The following is a 16,796-nucleotide window of genomic DNA, read 5'->3' as shown; positions in this document are numbered from 1 at the left end:
GATTTTTTAGCCATAATCTTACCTATCTTTTATATAAATTGATATTTGGGCGGGGTAGGATTCGAACCTACGGAGCCGTGAGGCGCCAGATTTACAGTCTGGTGCATTTGACCACTCTGCCACCCGCCCAACTCGCCCTTACCTCAGCCGTTAGTCGGATTTGAACCGACGACCTACTCCTTACCATGGAGTTGCTCTACCAGCTGAGCTATAACGGCTCAAGCAAAGGTAAAATCTCTTCTGCCCAAAACCATCGCCTCAGCCGAAGGTGGGATTTGAACCCACGACTTGCTGTTTACAAAACAGCTACTCTACCACTGAGTTACTTCGGCTCGGACCATGGCGGGCAGGCAAAACTCGGCCATTGGCCGATCAGCCTTTGGTTGAAGTTGCTCTGCCGCCCCGAAGGGGCCCCTTTGGGGCTGAGCTACATCGGTACGTTTATAAAGCTAATTTATAATCCAAATCATAAAATCGCCAAGTTATGAACTTTAAATTTATTATAACTTGAAATTCCACCAAAGTCAATTAGTAAAATTTAATGGGTTTTATTAATTTCTAATCTGATGCGCTCAATTAAACCTTGAAATTCAACATTATCAGGCTCAAGTTTCGCGGCTCGCTCATATGCTTGGAGGGCATTTTTATGATCACCACAGGCTTCATATGCTAAACCTAAATTAAAAAATCGCGAGGCTTTATTAGGCTCAATTGCAACTGATTTTTTATAATAATCAATGCTTTCCGAAAATCGTTTTAAATTAAAGAGTGCTAAACCCAAATTATGTAACCAAAGTGCATTTTTTGGCTCAAATTTAATCGCTTCAACATAAGACTCCCTCGCATCAAGATAATTTTTTTGTTCTAAATAAATCAATCCTAATTTGCCATAAATTTCCGGATTATCGGGTTGTAAGGTGGCAAATTTTATAAAAAGCTTCTCCGCTTTTGAAAAATTTTTATTTTCAAGTTCCAAATTTGCCACTTGCCATAATTTTTCATTTTCATCTTGTGGCGCTGGCTGTTTAATGTGACCATGAGACATTATGGCTTGGTTTTTTTTAACTGCTACCGGGAATGACGAGTCAGACATCTCATCGATGTTTACTTCAGGCAATTTTCTCAATAGAATGACAAAAATAATTGCCAAGCTAATTATTAAAATCAACTCAATCATCTACCCGCCTATTTTTTAATGGGAAGTCTAATTAATTTTCCAGAAGCTAATTCAACTTTGACCTTTTGATTAATAACATCCAACTCAACTACCCGACCTTCGCCTTGATTAGTCTCAATTTTATCCCCAACCTTGGGCAATTCCTTAATTAATTCTTGGTAAGTGCCAACTTCATAGGATAAACAACACATTAACTTTCCACAAGCTCCTGAAATTTTTGAACTTGAAATCTGTGATAAGCTCTGCAGTTTGGCTAAATTAGACGGCACAGATTCTAAACGGTTTAAAAATTTTTGACAACATAATTCTCGACCACATGGACCAAAACCAGACATTAATTTAGCTTCATCGCGTGGACCGACTTGTTGCAAACGAATCATTTTATGGAAAACGCGTACTAAATCCTTTAGCAAGCTCCGAAAATCTAATCTGGTTTCGGCAGAAAAATAAAAAGTAATATACTTTTCGTCAAAACTAATCTCTGATTTAATCAATTTCATTTCCAAATTATTGTCTTTGGCTTTTTGCTCAAAAATCTGGTTGGCTTCATTTTTATCTTTTTCAATTTTTTCGAGTTTGGTTAAATCTTCCGGGGTTGCTTTTCTCACAATTTTATTTTCTAAATTTTCCTGATGGCAAGATTTTTGACATAAAATCTCGCCAAACTCCAATCGGTCCGACACTAAAACTATTATTTTATCTCCAAGCTGAAAATCAATTTCCTCGGGTACGGTACAACTGATTATCTGAGATTGATTATATAATTTTACTTTTATATTTTTCATAATAATTCTTATAATGCTAAAACTAAGTTTTCAAAAGCCAAACGAGGATTAATATTTTGAGTTAAAGCAATTTTAGTTTCCAAAATCTGTTGTAAAATTTTTATGATTTTTACGGTTTCATATTTTGTTAGAATTCTTTCAATTTTACCAGACTCTAAAAATTTCAATATTTGATAGTCAGGATTAATTTTTGCCAATAATAATTCTCGATAAAAAATCTCAAAAATATTTAATGCTTTATCTTGTGGCTTAATTTTTGAAAATTCATCCGCAATTTGAAATTTTACAAAAACATCTGAGGTTAAAATTGCTTTCCCGATTTGAAGAAAAATTTCTTGAAATTGATCAATTTGGCTAGTATTGTCCAAAAAAGACATTACCACTCCAGGTGCGCCTTGTGAAAAATGGACAATTAAATCAGCTTGCGGTTTTGGGACTCGATTTCCAATTAAATTTCTAATGTCAGTTTCTGAAAATAGATTAAGCCTAATCCTCTGACAACGCGAAACTATTGTTGGCAAAATTGATTTTTTCGAAATGGCAGTTAATATTAAAAATGTTTTGGCCGGCGGTTCTTCTAAAGTTTTTAAAATCGCGTTTTGCGCCGGTAAAGTCATTAAATGAGCATTTTGAATAATAATTACCTTGTTACCACCTTGAGCTGAAGTTAATTGTGAAGCCTGACGAAGTTTTTGAACTTCCTCAATTGAAATTGTCGGATTTTTATCACCTATAGGTTCAATAATTGATAAATCAGGAGAATTTAACCCAAGATTTTCGGATAATAAAAAATGGGCAATTTTTTCAGCAAAAATCATTTTCCCGATTTTTGCCGGACCCAAAATTAGATAGGCATGAGAAAAATTAGTTTTCAGATTTTTCAACCAATCTGAAGCCGGCATTATATTTTTACTCATCTTCGAATCTTTATTCATCATGCCTCATTCCTATATTATCATATAAATGAAAAATTTAAAATCTCAAAAAATCTCAATAACTTGGCAATTAAACTAATTATTTGTTATAATTAAGATGAATTTGGTCATCTAAATTAAAAAGGATTTTACTACTATGCCTTTTGAAGATAAAAAATTAACCTGCAAAGAATGCGAAAATACTTTTGTATTTTCTGTTTCTGAACAAGATTTTTTTGCCCGCAAAGGTTTTGTTCATGAACCAGCCCGTTGCCCTGAATGTCGAAAGAAAAAAAGAGAAGAAATTAACAAAGAAATGGTCGAAATTAAATGCGATCAATGCGGCAAAACTGCTAAAGTTCTTTTGGATATCAAAAAAAACATCCCGGTTTATTGCCAGGAATGTTTTGATAAAATTAAAAAAGAATCTCTTTAGAGAATTTGTTTTTTATAGCATCTCGAACAAATTGTAATTTTGACAGTTTTCCCGTCAACTTTTATGGTTTTGCGAAAAATGTTTGGGCTAAAATTTCGGCGTGTCTTACGATGGGAATGGGAAACATTATTGCCTTTTCTTAAACCTTTATCGCAAACCTGACATTTAGCCATCAGAATCCTTAAAAATAAATTGAAATGCAAAGTTAATAATTAGGATACAACATGTTTATTTTAGAACTAATTTCGTCTCCTGTCAAGTTTATTTACTTTATTGTCGCTTTAATTATCGGGATTACAATCCACGAATTTTGTCATGCTTGGACCGCTTATAAACTTGGTGATCCAACTCCTAAAAAAATGGGGCGCGTGAGTTTAAACCCTTTAGCCCATCTCGATCCTTTGGGAACGGTATTTTTGTTTTTAGCCGGTTTTGGTTGGGGGAAACCGGTGATTTTTAATCCTAAAAATTTTGCCCACGAAAAGAAAGGCATTATTCTCACTTCTTATTCGGGTGCCATTGCTAATATAATGGTCGCTTTTATTTTTTCAATTCCATACCGACTTAATATTTATTTCAATTTTGGTCTTGAAAATACCTGGTTTTATATTTTATTTGATTATATTGTTAATTTAAATTTAATTTTAGCCGCTTTTAATATTTTACCAATTCCGCCTTTAGATGGTTCGAAAATTTTATATCTTTTTGTAAATGAAAAAACAATGGCAAAACTTGAACAAATCGGCATGCCTTTATTGTTTTTAGTTTTATTTCTTTCAATCTTTTTAAATTTTAACTTTTTTATCCTCATCCTCACCTATATCGTTAATTGGCTCTTATATTTAGTGCGAGTATTTCCTGCCTCCCCAATTTAAATAAATTTATATTTTAAAATAAAATCGCGCCAGCCGTTCTTAGCGCGATTTTTCAAAATTATACTTTTTATTCAGTCGTTTTACCGTCAAACTCCGGCCCATTGACAGCCTCCTCTTTAGTCGCCCTTACGATCCCATCCTGATGATGTGCCGGTGAGTAAATTGTGTAAAGCTGCAAGGAATCGCCCGCGGATGTATTAATCACATTATGTTCAGCCCCTGCTGGCACCACAATCGCCACCCCCTCAGATAGCTCATATTTATTTCCATCTATAATGCATTTGCCTTGTCCTTTTTCAAAACGGAAAAATTGGTCATTATTAGGATGAACCTCCATACCAATTTCTTCAGCCGGTTTTAGGCTCATTAAAACTAATTGGCTATGCTTGCCGGTATAAAGCACTTTACGAAAATTATTATTTCCCAAGGTATTCTTTTCGATGTTTCCATAAAATCCTTTCATAATTTCCTCCTCATTTTATATTTAATCTGGTCGCAATTACTGAACGAAGCTCGAGCCTATTTTGAACGAAAAATGCTCGATTAGCTCCGCTCCGCGTTTCCGCCCGCCGAAACTCGGCGAGCAAGTTCTTTCCCTTGAAAATTCGCAATGTTTAGATTGGTCGGGGTGCCGGGAGTCGAACCCGGGTCACAGGACCCCCAGCCCTGCATAATAGCCGTTATACGACACCCCGTAAAACCCTATTGCACCATAATCAAAATTGGACTGAAAAACCAAGTGGGTGTTCTTATTTTTAGACCAAGGCCTAAAAATCTACAAACTCCCAATGTAAAAATTGTAGGCCAATTTGACAGATACAACAGGGCAATTTAATTATAACAAATCCACGATTTTAATTCTATTTTATGCCATTTATTTGCCATTTCAAATCCTGCTGTTATAATTAAATTTAGAGAGCTGGGGGTAAATTTTTTATATGAATAATAATCCACAATTAAGATTTGGTAAAATTGCGACCTCAACCAAACTCGCCGACAGGTTCCTAACTGTCAAAGTTTTTGAACCAGACGAAGATAAAAAAGAATTAGGGACTTTGTACTTCTTAATCGAAATTACTACCCCTTGGCATCCAGCCACCGAAATTGGTAAATTAATTCAAAATTCAGTAGTCTCAAACTATTTCCAATCAGGAACAGCCAAAACTTCAGAAATTCGCTTTGAGGAAGCGCTCAAAAAAACAAATTTAGCCCTCTCTGCGGCCGCCCAGAAAGGTGAAACCAGTTGGACTAATAATATAAACGCCGTTGTCGCCGCAGTGAATAACCGACACGTTCACATTGCCTGGACTGGTACTCCTCGAGCTTTTTTATTGCGTAATCAATCTTGGCAAAGCATCATTTCAAGTGCCGAAAATAATCATTCTGCCAATCAAACCTTTGAAAATATTATTACCGGCGATCTCAGGCAGGAAGACAAACTCTTTTTTACTAATTTTGAAATCTTCCGACACATGTCTGAAACCCAGCTTAAATCATTTATTCAAAATTTTGACCCAATTTCGGCGATTCATGAAATTGGACAATATCTTAAAAACAAAAAGGTTATTAACGTAAACTCCCTCGCCATTGAAATGGTGCCTTTTGATAAAAGCACCTTTCAACCCCCTCCGGAATTATCCCAAACTATCTATCTTGATCAAAAAGAGGATTTTTGGTTAGAAAAAGCCATCAAAAAAACCAAACCTGTCTTGGCTGGCACTAAAAATAAATTGAGCAGCAACTGGAAATCAGCCATTACAAAGCTTGGTCCGGTTTTCCGACGTGTTACTATTTCTATCGGTAAAGCAGTTATTAGTATCGGACGAACCGGCAAAAAATCATTTACAAATATTCGCAAAACCCGACGCGAAAAAGCGCTTAATCGAATTAAGGGTGGACAACCCAAAGAATGGGATAATTTTATTGAAAAACCAAAACAAGGCTCCTTTTTGAAAAATTTTATCTCCTCACTTGGTAAAACTTTTAAATTTCTTGGCCGACAATTTATTTACCTTGTCACCAAACAACGTAAAATCGCGATCATTATTTTACTGGTAATTTTATTAATATGGGGCGTTAATGCTATTAGAGTAAATTTATCAAAACCAAAACCAAACTTAACGAAAATTATGCTCGAAGCCGAAGCTAAAAAAACTGCCGGAAATGAACAATTATCAACCAATAATCAAGATGCCGCGAGAACATTATTCCAAGAAGCTCTCACTCTGCTCGAACCAGCCCTCCAAGATCCCAAAACTAAAGAAAAAGCCAAATCTTTATATAATGAAATTCAGACTGCTTTAGATCAAATTGATAATATTAAGCGGCTATCAAAAACTGAACCAGTTTTTAATTTTGCCGCCCAAGATTCTAATCCGCAAGTTTCGGAAATTACTTTGTTGGATAAAAATTTATTTGCCGCCAATAAACAAAATAACAAAATTTATAAAATTTCCGAGGTTGATTATAGCACCCAAGATGTTTTTCAGGTTCCCGCCGATGATGGCCAGGCTAAAATTGCTTCAACTTTCACCGAAGAAATTTTATGGCTCACTAACTCCCAAAATCTTTACTCTTTAAATTTAAATAACAATCAATTGGAAAAACAAAATTTAATTTCTGGCAGTTGGGAGCAAGCTGTCCATCTTGCAAATTACTTTAATAATCTTTATTTACTTTCTCCAACTTCTAACCAAATTTACAAGCATACTCATACTGCTTCTGGCTGGTCTGGAGGCAAAGAAGTAATTATTAGTAAAAATATTGATATTAAAAACTCAGTTTCCCTCGCCATTGATGGTGATATTTATGTCATTGATAATAAAGGGATTTGTTTAAAATTTACCGCCGGAAAAATTATTTCTGATTTTAAGTTATCCGGCCTCCCCTCTTATCCGAACTCACAAATTGAACAACCAGTCACTATTATCACTAATAGTAATTTAAATTCACTTTATATTTTAGACAATAAAGTTAAAAGAATCATTGAATATAGCAAAGACGGAAATTATCTTGGACAATATGTTCTCCCTTCAGATATTGGCGATGTCAAAGACTTAACGATTAATCCAATTACAAAAAAAGCTTACCTTTTAGCTGATAATTATATTTATCAGTTTATGCTTTAGGTAAGCTAAGTTTTCAAAATTAGATGCCAAAACTCTATTTTTTTACATTTTTCTCGGCGCCGAAATACCCATTAGTTCTAAACAATTCTTTAATACTATCTGACAAGCCGTTACTAAAGCTAAACGGGCTTTAGTTTCTTCGTTATTATTAGAAATTACCTGGCATTTCTCATAAAAATTATGGAAAGTATCTGCTAATTCAATGGCACAGATGGGTAATCTTTGCACTTGAAAATCTTGACTGGTTTGCAAAACAATATCTGGATACTGAATCAATTTTTTGATTAAATTAATTTCCTCTTTATTTTTTAATAATTTTAAATTTAAATTCGTGGATTTAAATTCTAAATTTTCTATTTTTGATTTAGCGATTATACTATTTATTCGAGCGTGGGCATATTGGATATAAAAAACTGGATTTTTTTTCGATCTTTCTTTGGCTAATTTTAAATCAAAATTCAAATGTGCATTGGCGGAATATTGAAGCATAAAAAAGCGCAAAACGTCTAAACCAACTTCTTTTAAAACTTCATCAACCAAAATATAATTTCCTGATCTTTTTGACATTCGTACCGGCTTCTTGTCTTTTACAATTTGCACAAACTGATGCAGAATTATTTTAAATTTATCCGCAAAGCCTAGAGCTTTCACAAAACCTTCTACTCTTTTCATATCGCCATGGTGATCTGCGCCCCAAACATCAATTACCCGTTCAAACTTCCGTTCCATAAATTTATTGTAATGGTACGCACAATCTACCGCAAAATATGTCGGGTTTTGGTCTTTTTTGATTAAAACTCGATCTTTATCATCTCCAAATTGTTTTGACTTAAACCAAATTGCCCCATCTTTTTCATAACTTAAATTTTTCTTTTTAAGCCAATTAATTATAAAAATGACTTTATCTTTTTCTCGCAGATCCTTACCTTCAGCAAACCAAACATCAAAATTAATCCCTAAATCTGTACATGTTTTTTTTATTTGTAAAATAATTTTTTGAGCGGCCTTAATGCCAGCTTGGCGATAATCTTTTTCCTGATTCTCTAAATTCAATTTATCGATATAATCTCCTTTGTATTCAGCCAGATCGTCTTTTAATACTGAGTGACCCAAAACATCGATTTGACCACCCGCATCATTAAAATAATACTCACGACAAACTCGATATCCAGAATTAGTTAAAACCGAAGCTAAAACATCACCAATTACCCCGCCTCGAGCATTGCCAATTGTTAATGGCCCGGTCGGATTTGCCGAAACAAACTCCACTTGAATTTTTTGGTTTTGACCACTATTATTTTGACCATATTTATCTTTTAGATCGATGATTTTTAGAATCTGTTGTTGCAGATGATCTGATTTTAAGTGAAAATTTACAAAACCAGCTTTAGCTTCAACTTTTTCTAAAAATTCTGGTTTTCCCGCTATAATTTTCGTCGCAATATCTTTAGCAACCTCAGTAGGGTTTTTCTTTAATTTTTTAGCCATTACAAAAGCCAAATTGCAGGCATAATCGCCATAATTTTTTTCCTGAGGAACTTCCACTCGAATTGATTTTTCCTCAGGATATAATTTTTCTAATAATTCGATGATATTTTTTTTCATTTTATTTCGTTTTAATCTTTACGAATTTTCGTTTACCAATTTTAAAAACCATCCCATCATCTATTTTAATTTTCTCATCAATATTGTTGATTACTGATTGTTGATTATTAACTATTTTTTTCACTGCGCCTTGTTCAATTAACCTTTTTGCCTCAGACCGTGAAGAAACTAATTTATTATTAACAAATAAATCAATTACGCCAATTTCTTTTTGATCAATCTTAATTTCATCAATATCAGAAGGCAAATCTTTTGACTTAAAAATTCGGTCAAACTCTATACCTGCTTTCTTAGCCTTGTTTTCACCATGATATAATTTTACAATTTCCAGAGCTAAATATGCTTTTTGGTCACGTGGATTTTTAAATTTTCCAAGTTCGTCCTCAGATAAATCTGTGCATAATTTAGCATAGGTCATAATTTGATCGTCATGCATGGACATAATTTTGCCATACATTTCATCAGGTTCATCTAATATATAAACGCCGTTCCCCCAACTAGTCGACATTTTACGTCCGTCTAAACCTGGGAGCATTTCAAAAGTAATTACGTCTTGAGGTTGCTGGCCAAATTTTTTTTGGATAATCCGTCCAGCCAGTAGGTTAAATAGTTGGTCTGTGCCACCAATTTCCACATCCGCCTTAACTGCGACCGAGTCATAACCTTGCAATAATGGATATAAAATTTCATGTAAACCAATTTTATCACCCTTTTTCCAGCGCTCACTAAAATTACGCCGGTGAATTAGCTGATGAACCGTAAAACTCGTTGCTAATTGCAATAACTCGCCAGCTGTCATTCTTGACAACCATTCGCTATTATATCTAATTTCAGTTTTGTCAAGATTAATGATACGACCGATTTGTTCGGTATAATTTGATAAATTCTTTTTAATTTCCGCCTCAGCGAGAGATTTTCTTGCCGCAATTTTATCTGAAGCATCGCCAATTTGAGCGGTAAAATCACCAATAATTAGGACGATCTTATGGCCTGCATCTTGAAGTTTTTTTAATTTAGAAAATTGGATCGCTCGACCAAGATGAATTTTAGGACCAGTCGGATCGATTCCGTGTTTTATTCGCAACTTCCGGCCAGAATTTAATTTTTTTTCTAACGACTCTTCCTCATGAATTTCGACAATACCATTACCTAATAATTTTTTAGCTTTAGACATTTTTACCTCTCAATTTGATAAATCTCAATTTAGCTTCTATTTACTTGTTATTATACGGAATAATTAGTATAATGTAAATAGTTTTTCCATAGGGGGCTCCGCCCCCTCTGGCGCCGATGGGCTAAGCCCACCCTCGTTCCGCATTTGGCGGAACTTGGGCAAGTCGGCTGTCACCCCTAATTTTTAATAAATAAGGAGTAAGTAATGAGAAAAGCTTTTTGGGTCCCGAGTAAAAATCCAATTAGAAAATTCGGGAAAAAACTCTGGCCATTCCCGCTAAAATCTAAAAAGCAAAAAAAGGTATTCCTATATATATTGATAAGTATTGGTGTTATTTTATTGGGTGGCTTAGCTTGGATTTCCAAGGACTTACCTACACCAGGCAGAATCAAAAGTCATCGTTCGGCAGAGTCAACACAAATTACTGATCGAAATGGCAATTTGCTTTATGCGATTTACGGTAATCAGAAACGAATTTCCTTAAAATATAATGAAATTCCAGATTCAGTTAAAAATGCCACGATTGCGGCCGAAGATGCAAACTTTTATCATCATCATGGCATTGATTTTCGCGGGGTCGCCAGAGCTTTATATAATGACGTTTTTCGTCGCTCAAAATATTTACAGGGCGGCTCAACCATTACTCAGCAGTATGTTAAAAATGCCCTCCTTTACCCGAAAAGGACATTGATCAGAAAAATAAAAGAAGCAATTTTAGCCATTGAATTAGAAATTATGTTTTCCAAAGACGAAATTGTTACGATGTATTTAAATGAAATTCCATACGGCAGCAACGCTTATGGCGTTGAAGCGGCATCGCAAACTTATTTTGATAAAAATGCCAAAGATTTAACCCTGGCTGAATCTGCAATTTTAGCCGCGATGACTCGAGCACCCTCTTATTATTCACCCTATGGTGGTCACAGTGATGAATTATTAAAACGGAAAAATTATGTTTTAGACCGCATGGTCAATTTAAAAATGATTTCCAAGGAAGATGCGACTAAAGCTAAAAAACAAAAAATTGTCTTTGCCCGACGTAAAGAAAATATTATTGCTCCTCACTTTGTGATGTATGTTAAAGAAGTTCTAGCGGCAAAATATGGTGATCAAATCGTCGAAGAAGGGGGCCTAAAAGTTACCACCACTCTCGATCCCGACAAACAAAAAATTGCCGAAGAGGTCATTGAACAAGAATCAAAAAAAGTTTTATCGCATTCTGGCGCCTCAAATGCTGGAATAGTTTCAATTGATCCTAAAAATGGACAAATTTTAGCCATGGTAGGATCAATAGATTATTTTAATCTTGAAAATCAAGGTAATGTCAATGTCACCATTGCCAAGCGATCTCCGGGTTCATCTTTTAAACCGATAGTTTATGCCACCGCTTTTAAAGACAAATGGTCACCAGCCTCAACACTTTTCGATTTAACGACTGATTTTGGCGGAGGTTATACGCCGGATAACTATAATGGCCGAACGAGCGGTCCAGTTTCAATTCGCCACGCGCTTGCCAATTCCTTAAATATCCCGGCGGTAAAAATGCTTTATTTAGCTGGTATGAATAATTCCCTAAACACTGCCCATGAAATGGGTATCACCACCCTTAATGATCCTGACCGATATGGTTTATCATTGGTTTTGGGCGGAGGCGAGATTAAATTATTAGAATTAACCGGCGCATATTCAGTCTTTGCCAATCAAGGCAGTAAATTTGATGTTTCGCCAATTCTTAAAGTTACTGATAGCCGGGGAAAGGTTTTAGAAGAGAAAAAAGACACCAAACCCAAACAAATCTTAGATTCACAAATTGCATATGAAATTTCTTCAATCTTGTCTGACAATCAAGCTCGATCCCCGATGTTTGGATCTCGCTCAGCCTTATATTTTCCAGACCGCACTGTCGCAGCCAAAACTGGTACCGCTCAAAATTATAGAGACGCTTGGACAGTCGGCTATACTCCTTCATTAGTAACTGGGGTTTGGGTTGGAAATAATGATAATTCACCAATGTATAATAATGGCGCCGGTGCCATGGCAGCTGCCCCCTTGTGGCATAGCTTTATGGAAAAATCATTATCAGGTAAACCAAACGAAGATTTTGCTAAACCTCAAGGAATTCAAGACGCAACTGTTGATGCTTTAACTGGCTTATTGCCAGGTAAAACTTCACCATTAGGCTTGAGAACAGATATTTTTGCCAGTTGGCAGCTTCCTAAAGACCGAGCGGATTTATACACCACTGCCACGATCGATATGTCTTGTGGTGATAAATTAGCCACAGACCTAACTCCACCCTCGCTTAAAAAAGAAGTTACTTTTGCTAATATTCATTCCGAAGTACCCGATAAACCAAACTGGGAAGGTCCGGTCAGAGCCTGGGCAAAAAGTGCTGGCTTGGGATCACTTGCCCCCACTGAAGTTTGCCCAATTCACACCGAAGCTAATAAACCAAAAATTGTCATTACCTCTCCAACAGCTGGGGCAAATGTTTCTGGCGGAACCACAATTAAGGTTTCCGTTACTGCTCCAAATGGAGTGAGTAAAGTTCAATATTATATTGATGATATTTATGTTGGTAGCCGTGCCTCATCTCCCTTTAGTTTTACTTATGATATGAATTCATTATCGGCTGGTAGTCATAAAATTAAAGCTGAAATTATTGATCGGGGCGATTATTCCGCGACTCACTCTATAGAAGTTACTGTTGCCCCAGACTCATCCCCACCTGGCGAAGTTAGTGGTGTTTCGATCACGCCAGGACCAGGGGCCGGACAAATTACTCTAACCTGGACAAATCCTTCAGATGCTGATTTTTCAGGAACAAATATTTATAAAAGTACTGATGCTGGTTTTATACCTTCTGTTGCAAATAGGTATACTAAAACTTCAAACCATCAAATTACTATTACTGGCCTGATTTCTGGTCAAACTTATTACTTTGTTTTTAGACCGGTTGATTATTCAAACAACGAAAATTCAAATTCAAATAAATATTCTGGGCAGGCTCTTTAACTTAGTTCTCTAAAATTTAATATTTTCAACAAATTAATTAGAACGATATTGATTATTATTATTATTATTGTTATTGTTATTGTTGTTGTTTGGATTATTTTTTTTATGGTTGTAATTATTTTTATGATATGGATTATTTTTAGGACGAGGGCTAAAAAACTGAGGTCGACGAAAAATATTTGAAAATTGTTTGCTAACAAAATTTCGCTTTGGCAATTCTTTGGGTTTGACAAAAATCATCCGGCCCGCATCAGTTTGAAAAATTCGCGAAACCTCACAATGGACCTTACGACCCAAAAACTTCTCACCATCTTCAACCACAATCATCGTGCCATCTTCTAAATAACCGACGCCCTGACCGTGTTCTTTGCCTTTCTGAACAACTTTTACTTCAGTTTCTTCTCCAGGCAATAACACTGGTTTAATTGCATTAGATAATTCATTAATATTTAAAATTATGACACTTTGAATCTTCGCCACTTCATTTAAATTATAATCAGTGGTTAATATTTTACCTTCGATTTCCTTAGCTTTTTCAACTAACTTTGCGTCAATTCCAGAAACATCTTCGATCTCAGATTCGACAATTTTAACCTCAAAAAAAGGCAGCTTTTGTAAACTCTTTAAAATTCTCAATCCCCGACGTCCCTTAGCGCGACGCAAGGGATCAGATGAATCGGCAATATTTTGGAGCTCAGATAAGATAAAACTATAAATGATTAATTTACCGGTTAAAAAACCAGTTTTTGCCACTTCTAAAATTCGGCCATCGATTAATGACGACGTATCAACGATAATTTTATTTTCTTGAACATTCTGAGCAGATAAGACCGCTAAACTTCGACGACCTAAAAAATAAAATAAAGACGCACCGACAATAATAATTCCTAAACTCGCGGGATCAAATTGCATTATTTTCCTTTCTAAAATTAATATAAGAGTAAATAATTTGGTATTTTACTCTGATAATATTATCTCATATTTTTCAAATTAGAACAATAGTAATTAAAACCTATTAAAAAAATTTAACAAATTAAAAAGGGACGAAGAAATCTGTCCTCGTCCCGAACTGGGAACAAAAAAGGTGTGGATAATTAGATGAAGCGCTGGGAGAAATACTACAAATCTTTGTATTGTAGATGAACATATTTCTTGCGATCTTCTTTAATAATGGGCCAAACGACCTTAAACCACCAAAATATCGAATACATATCTTGCTGATATTTCCGAGCAGTTCCCGAATTTATCAATTCCATCTTTACAGCTTCCTTTATCCCGGTGTAGCGGTAATACATATAAACTTGATGATGCGCATAATACAGGTTTGCGAAAACGAAAACCGTAAGGATTATGCCGACAATATCGATAACAGTCGCGAGATTAGTCTGTGGGTTAACAAGTGCAGCCAACATCATTCCCACACCAAGCAACATCAAAGCAAAACTTAGAAAAATCATCATTTTAGAATAAGTTTGATTCCGATCCAATTTACCAATAAGAAATTTCCTACCCACAATAAAATACCAGATACCTATAAGATTAATCGCCACACAAGCTTCTCGGAACCAGATTGGCAACGGCAACATTTCCTATCACCCCTTCTCGATCATGTTCGGGTTCTGTAGATTAGGATCATCCACGCTGTCATTATTATAATCGTAAATAATACCAATGTCAACTAAAATCCGCTTAAAGTAAAAACTATTTTTTTACTATTGTATATTCTAAAAATAACTGTTTTTTAAAACTGCCGCGTTTTATATTTTTTTCTTTCTGAAATTTTTTAATCTTAGAACGATTTAATTTTTGCTCTTTGATTATCCAATCCAAAAGCTCTTGAATATCAACAACTTCACTCAAAATATCTTTTTTCGTTTTCGCAATTGTTAATTCCTTTGCCTCTTCCAAAACTTTTTTTGATAATTCAATATTAAATTCTTTTTTATTTAATTTTTTAATTTTTGGGTCTTCACCTGCCGCCACAATAATTTCTGGAATTTTATCCCTAATTAATTTATTATAAACTTTTCTCATTTTATTGTTCCTTAAAATTTGATTTATATTTTTGTAAAACCATCAAAATGGATTTGATCGTCATCAAATATTTCAATAACTTTATATTTTCCTTTTGTGTATGGCTCATTTTTAATTAGCAAATGAGTCGCTTCTAAAATAATAATGCTTGCAATCGGCCTGGATAAATTTCCTTGACCTTTAATTTTTACTAACGGGCACTCACCCATTAACCAATAATTTCGATGTCCTTTTTTTAAAAAATCATAAATCTTTCCGGTTTGTAATTTTTGCGGAATACATTCTTGTTTTTTCCGCCTCTTTTTTTGAAATTCAGACCAATCACGCAAGGCCAAATCAGGATTAAATTCAACAATTATTCCCATTTACTTCTCCAATACCTCTGCTAAAACTTTATTAATAATTTTATTTTCAGCCACCTTGTTGAATCCCAAACGACCGGCTTCTTTGGCGCGTTTTTCGAAGGCTAAAGCGGGTCTAATTTCACCAGATAATCCCAATTCACCAAATAAACAATAATTGTCTTTAATTTTGTAATTTTTAAATGCAGACGCAATCGCCACCGCGACCGCCAAATCACACGCCGGTTCTCTTAATTTTACCCCACCAATTACATTAATATAAACATCTTGGCTAGCCAATTGCAAACCCGCTCGTTTAATTAAAACCGCAATCAATAACTGTAAACGATTTAAATCAAAACCGCTCGCTGTCCGCCGCGGATAGCCAAAAACCGTGGTCGTGGTTAAAGCTTGAATTTCCACCAACAACGGTCTCGTTCCCTCAATAGTCGCGGTGACCGCTGAACCTGGTACTGCCAATCGTTCTTTCAAAAAAAACTGGGACGGATTTTTAACTTCCACCAAACCCTTTTCTACTATTTGGAAAATGCCGATTTCATCGGTGGCACCATAACGATTTTTCACCGTTCTTAAAATTCGATTTTCATGATATCGCTCGCCTTCCAAATACAAAACTACATCTACCAAATGCTCCAGAGTCTTCGGTCCAGCCACGGTTCCCTCTTTCGTCACATGACCAACCAAAACTATTGGCACTAAAATACTTTTTGCTAAGCGTTGTAATTTTAAAGCAGTTTCCCTAACTTGCACCAAAGATCCAGCAGTTGAGGGATATGATTCATCAAACATAGCTTGGATAGAATCAATAATCACTAATTTGGGTTTAACTTTTTCGATTGTCGCCGCCACTACATTCACATCTGTTTCAACTAATAATTGTCCGGTGTTTTTAGTGCCAAGTCGATTTGCTCTTAATTTTAACTGTGATGCTGATTCTTCGCCCGAAACATACAAAACCTGATCAATCTTACCCGCCACCTGCATTAACAGGGTTGATTTGCCAATGCCTGGTTCTCCGCCAATTAAAATGACGGATCCGGCCACAATTCCACCACCCAAAACTCGATCGATTTCACCAAAACCTGAACCAAATCGATGTGCATCATCAATTTTAATTTCCGAAAATTCAATTGGCGTTGCCGCTTGCGCTTTACCACCCGAGGCTTTAATGGTGGCTGGCTTATATTCAACCAAGCTATTCCAGTTACCACAATTCGAGCACTTGCCTTGCCATTTTAAAAATTCGGTACCGCAATTCTCACAAACATAAACTAAACTATTTTTTGCCATT

The 16,796-nt window shown here is 35.4% G+C and carries 16 protein-coding genes and 4 tRNA genes; 4 read left to right on the top strand and 16 right to left on the bottom strand.

The features are described 5' to 3' along the window. Positions 1 to 46: 46 nt before the first annotated feature. The 6 genes from VJJ80_00370 to VJJ80_00345 all read right to left on the bottom strand — a co-directional run bounded on the left by VJJ80_00370 (position 47) and on the right by VJJ80_00345 (position 2,897). A tRNA-Tyr gene (locus tag VJJ80_00370) sits at positions 47 to 129 on the bottom strand. A 16-nt stretch (positions 130 to 145) separates the two neighbouring features. Further along, positions 146 to 218: transfer RNA gene (locus VJJ80_00365), tRNA-Thr, on the bottom strand. 42 nt (positions 219 to 260) lie between these two features. Continuing rightward, positions 261 to 332: transfer RNA gene (locus VJJ80_00360), tRNA-Thr, on the bottom strand. 206 nt (positions 333 to 538) lie between these two features. Further along, positions 539 to 1,177, bottom strand: a complete 639-nt coding sequence (locus tag VJJ80_00355; protein HLC38570.1) for a tetratricopeptide repeat protein — start codon at positions 1,175 to 1,177, stop codon at positions 539 to 541. Positions 1,178 to 1,185: 8 nt separating this feature from the next. Next, a complete protein-coding gene (gene ricT, locus VJJ80_00350; GenBank protein HLC38569.1) occupies positions 1,186 to 1,962 on the bottom strand; it encodes a regulatory iron-sulfur-containing complex subunit RicT in 777 nt (258 codons plus the stop codon). 8 nt (positions 1,963 to 1,970) lie between these two features. Further along, positions 1,971 to 2,897, bottom strand: coding sequence for a hypothetical protein (locus tag VJJ80_00345; protein ID HLC38568.1), 927 nt, complete (start codon positions 2,895 to 2,897; stop codon positions 1,971 to 1,973). Between the two features lie 136 nt (positions 2,898 to 3,033). Here VJJ80_00345 and VJJ80_00340 point away from each other — a divergent pair, with 136 nt between their 5' ends. Further along, a complete protein-coding gene (locus tag VJJ80_00340) occupies positions 3,034 to 3,312 on the top strand; it encodes a zinc-ribbon domain containing protein (GenBank protein HLC38567.1) in 279 nt (92 codons plus the stop codon). Here the strand turns inward: VJJ80_00340 and rpmB are convergent. Further along, positions 3,309 to 3,485, bottom strand: a complete 177-nt coding sequence (gene rpmB / locus VJJ80_00335) for a 50S ribosomal protein L28 (protein ID HLC38566.1) — start codon at positions 3,483 to 3,485, stop codon at positions 3,309 to 3,311. The genes VJJ80_00340 and rpmB overlap by 4 nt on opposite strands. Before the next feature lie 51 nt (positions 3,486 to 3,536). Here rpmB and VJJ80_00330 point away from each other — a divergent pair, with 51 nt between their 5' ends. Then, complete coding sequence (locus VJJ80_00330) at positions 3,537 to 4,187, top strand: site-2 protease family protein (GenBank protein HLC38565.1); 651 nt, start codon at positions 3,537 to 3,539, stop codon at positions 4,185 to 4,187. Between the two features lie 67 nt (positions 4,188 to 4,254). Here the strand turns inward: VJJ80_00330 and VJJ80_00325 are convergent, their stop codons facing one another. Further along, complete coding sequence (locus VJJ80_00325; GenBank protein HLC38564.1) at positions 4,255 to 4,650, bottom strand: cupin domain-containing protein; 396 nt, start codon at positions 4,648 to 4,650, stop codon at positions 4,255 to 4,257. 157 nt (positions 4,651 to 4,807) lie between these two features. Continuing rightward, positions 4,808 to 4,882, bottom strand: a tRNA-Pro gene (locus VJJ80_00320). A 243-nt stretch (positions 4,883 to 5,125) separates the two neighbouring features. Here VJJ80_00320 and VJJ80_00315 point away from each other — a divergent pair. Continuing rightward, the gene (locus VJJ80_00315) at positions 5,126 to 7,315 is read left to right on the top strand and encodes a hypothetical protein (protein ID HLC38563.1); all 2,190 of its coding nucleotides are present in this window, start codon (positions 5,126 to 5,128) and stop codon (positions 7,313 to 7,315) included. A 42-nt stretch (positions 7,316 to 7,357) separates the two neighbouring features. Here VJJ80_00315 and VJJ80_00310 read toward each other — a convergent pair whose 3' ends face one another. Both VJJ80_00310 and tyrS read right to left on the bottom strand, forming a co-directional pair. After that, positions 7,358 to 8,920, bottom strand: coding sequence for an arginine--tRNA ligase (locus tag VJJ80_00310; GenBank protein HLC38562.1), 1,563 nt, complete (start codon positions 8,918 to 8,920; stop codon positions 7,358 to 7,360). Position 8,921: 1 nt separating this feature from the next. Beyond that, complete coding sequence (tyrS, locus tag VJJ80_00305; protein HLC38561.1) at positions 8,922 to 10,094, bottom strand: tyrosine--tRNA ligase; 1,173 nt, start codon at positions 10,092 to 10,094, stop codon at positions 8,922 to 8,924. Between the two features lie 204 nt (positions 10,095 to 10,298). Here tyrS and VJJ80_00300 point away from each other — a divergent pair, with 204 nt between their 5' ends. Continuing rightward, positions 10,299 to 13,109, top strand: a complete 2,811-nt coding sequence (locus tag VJJ80_00300; GenBank protein HLC38560.1) for a PBP1A family penicillin-binding protein — start codon at positions 10,299 to 10,301, stop codon at positions 13,107 to 13,109. Between the two features lie 33 nt (positions 13,110 to 13,142). On the opposite strand, the gene VJJ80_00295 is transcribed toward VJJ80_00300, so the two are convergent. The 5 genes from VJJ80_00295 to radA all read right to left on the bottom strand — a co-directional run bounded on the left by VJJ80_00295 (position 13,143) and on the right by radA (position 16,795). After that, positions 13,143 to 14,021, bottom strand: coding sequence for a TRAM domain-containing protein (locus VJJ80_00295; GenBank protein ID HLC38559.1), 879 nt, complete (start codon positions 14,019 to 14,021; stop codon positions 13,143 to 13,145). 206 nt (positions 14,022 to 14,227) lie between these two features. After that, on the bottom strand, positions 14,228 to 14,695 hold the full coding sequence (locus VJJ80_00290; protein ID HLC38558.1) for a hypothetical protein: 468 nt from the start codon (positions 14,693 to 14,695) through the stop codon (positions 14,228 to 14,230). 115 nt (positions 14,696 to 14,810) lie between these two features. Then, complete coding sequence (locus tag VJJ80_00285; protein ID HLC38557.1) at positions 14,811 to 15,143, bottom strand: nucleoside triphosphate pyrophosphohydrolase; 333 nt, start codon at positions 15,141 to 15,143, stop codon at positions 14,811 to 14,813. Between the two features lie 23 nt (positions 15,144 to 15,166). Beyond that, positions 15,167 to 15,508 carry a hypothetical protein gene (locus VJJ80_00280; GenBank protein HLC38556.1) on the bottom strand — a complete coding sequence of 114 codons (342 nt, stop codon included), beginning with the start codon at positions 15,506 to 15,508 and terminating at the stop codon, positions 15,167 to 15,169. Then, a complete protein-coding gene (gene radA / locus VJJ80_00275) occupies positions 15,509 to 16,795 on the bottom strand; it encodes a DNA repair protein RadA (protein ID HLC38555.1) in 1,287 nt (428 codons plus the stop codon). It lies immediately after the preceding gene. Between the last annotated feature and the right edge of the window lies 1 nt (position 16,796).

This window comes from Patescibacteria group bacterium, from assembly GCA_035288465.1.
Taxonomy (GTDB): domain Bacteria; phylum Patescibacteriota; class UBA1384; order DATEAH01; family DATEAH01; genus DATEAH01.
The sequence above is the reverse complement of the archived record's forward strand: the minus strand, read 5'-3'. Positions and strand labels throughout refer to the sequence as shown.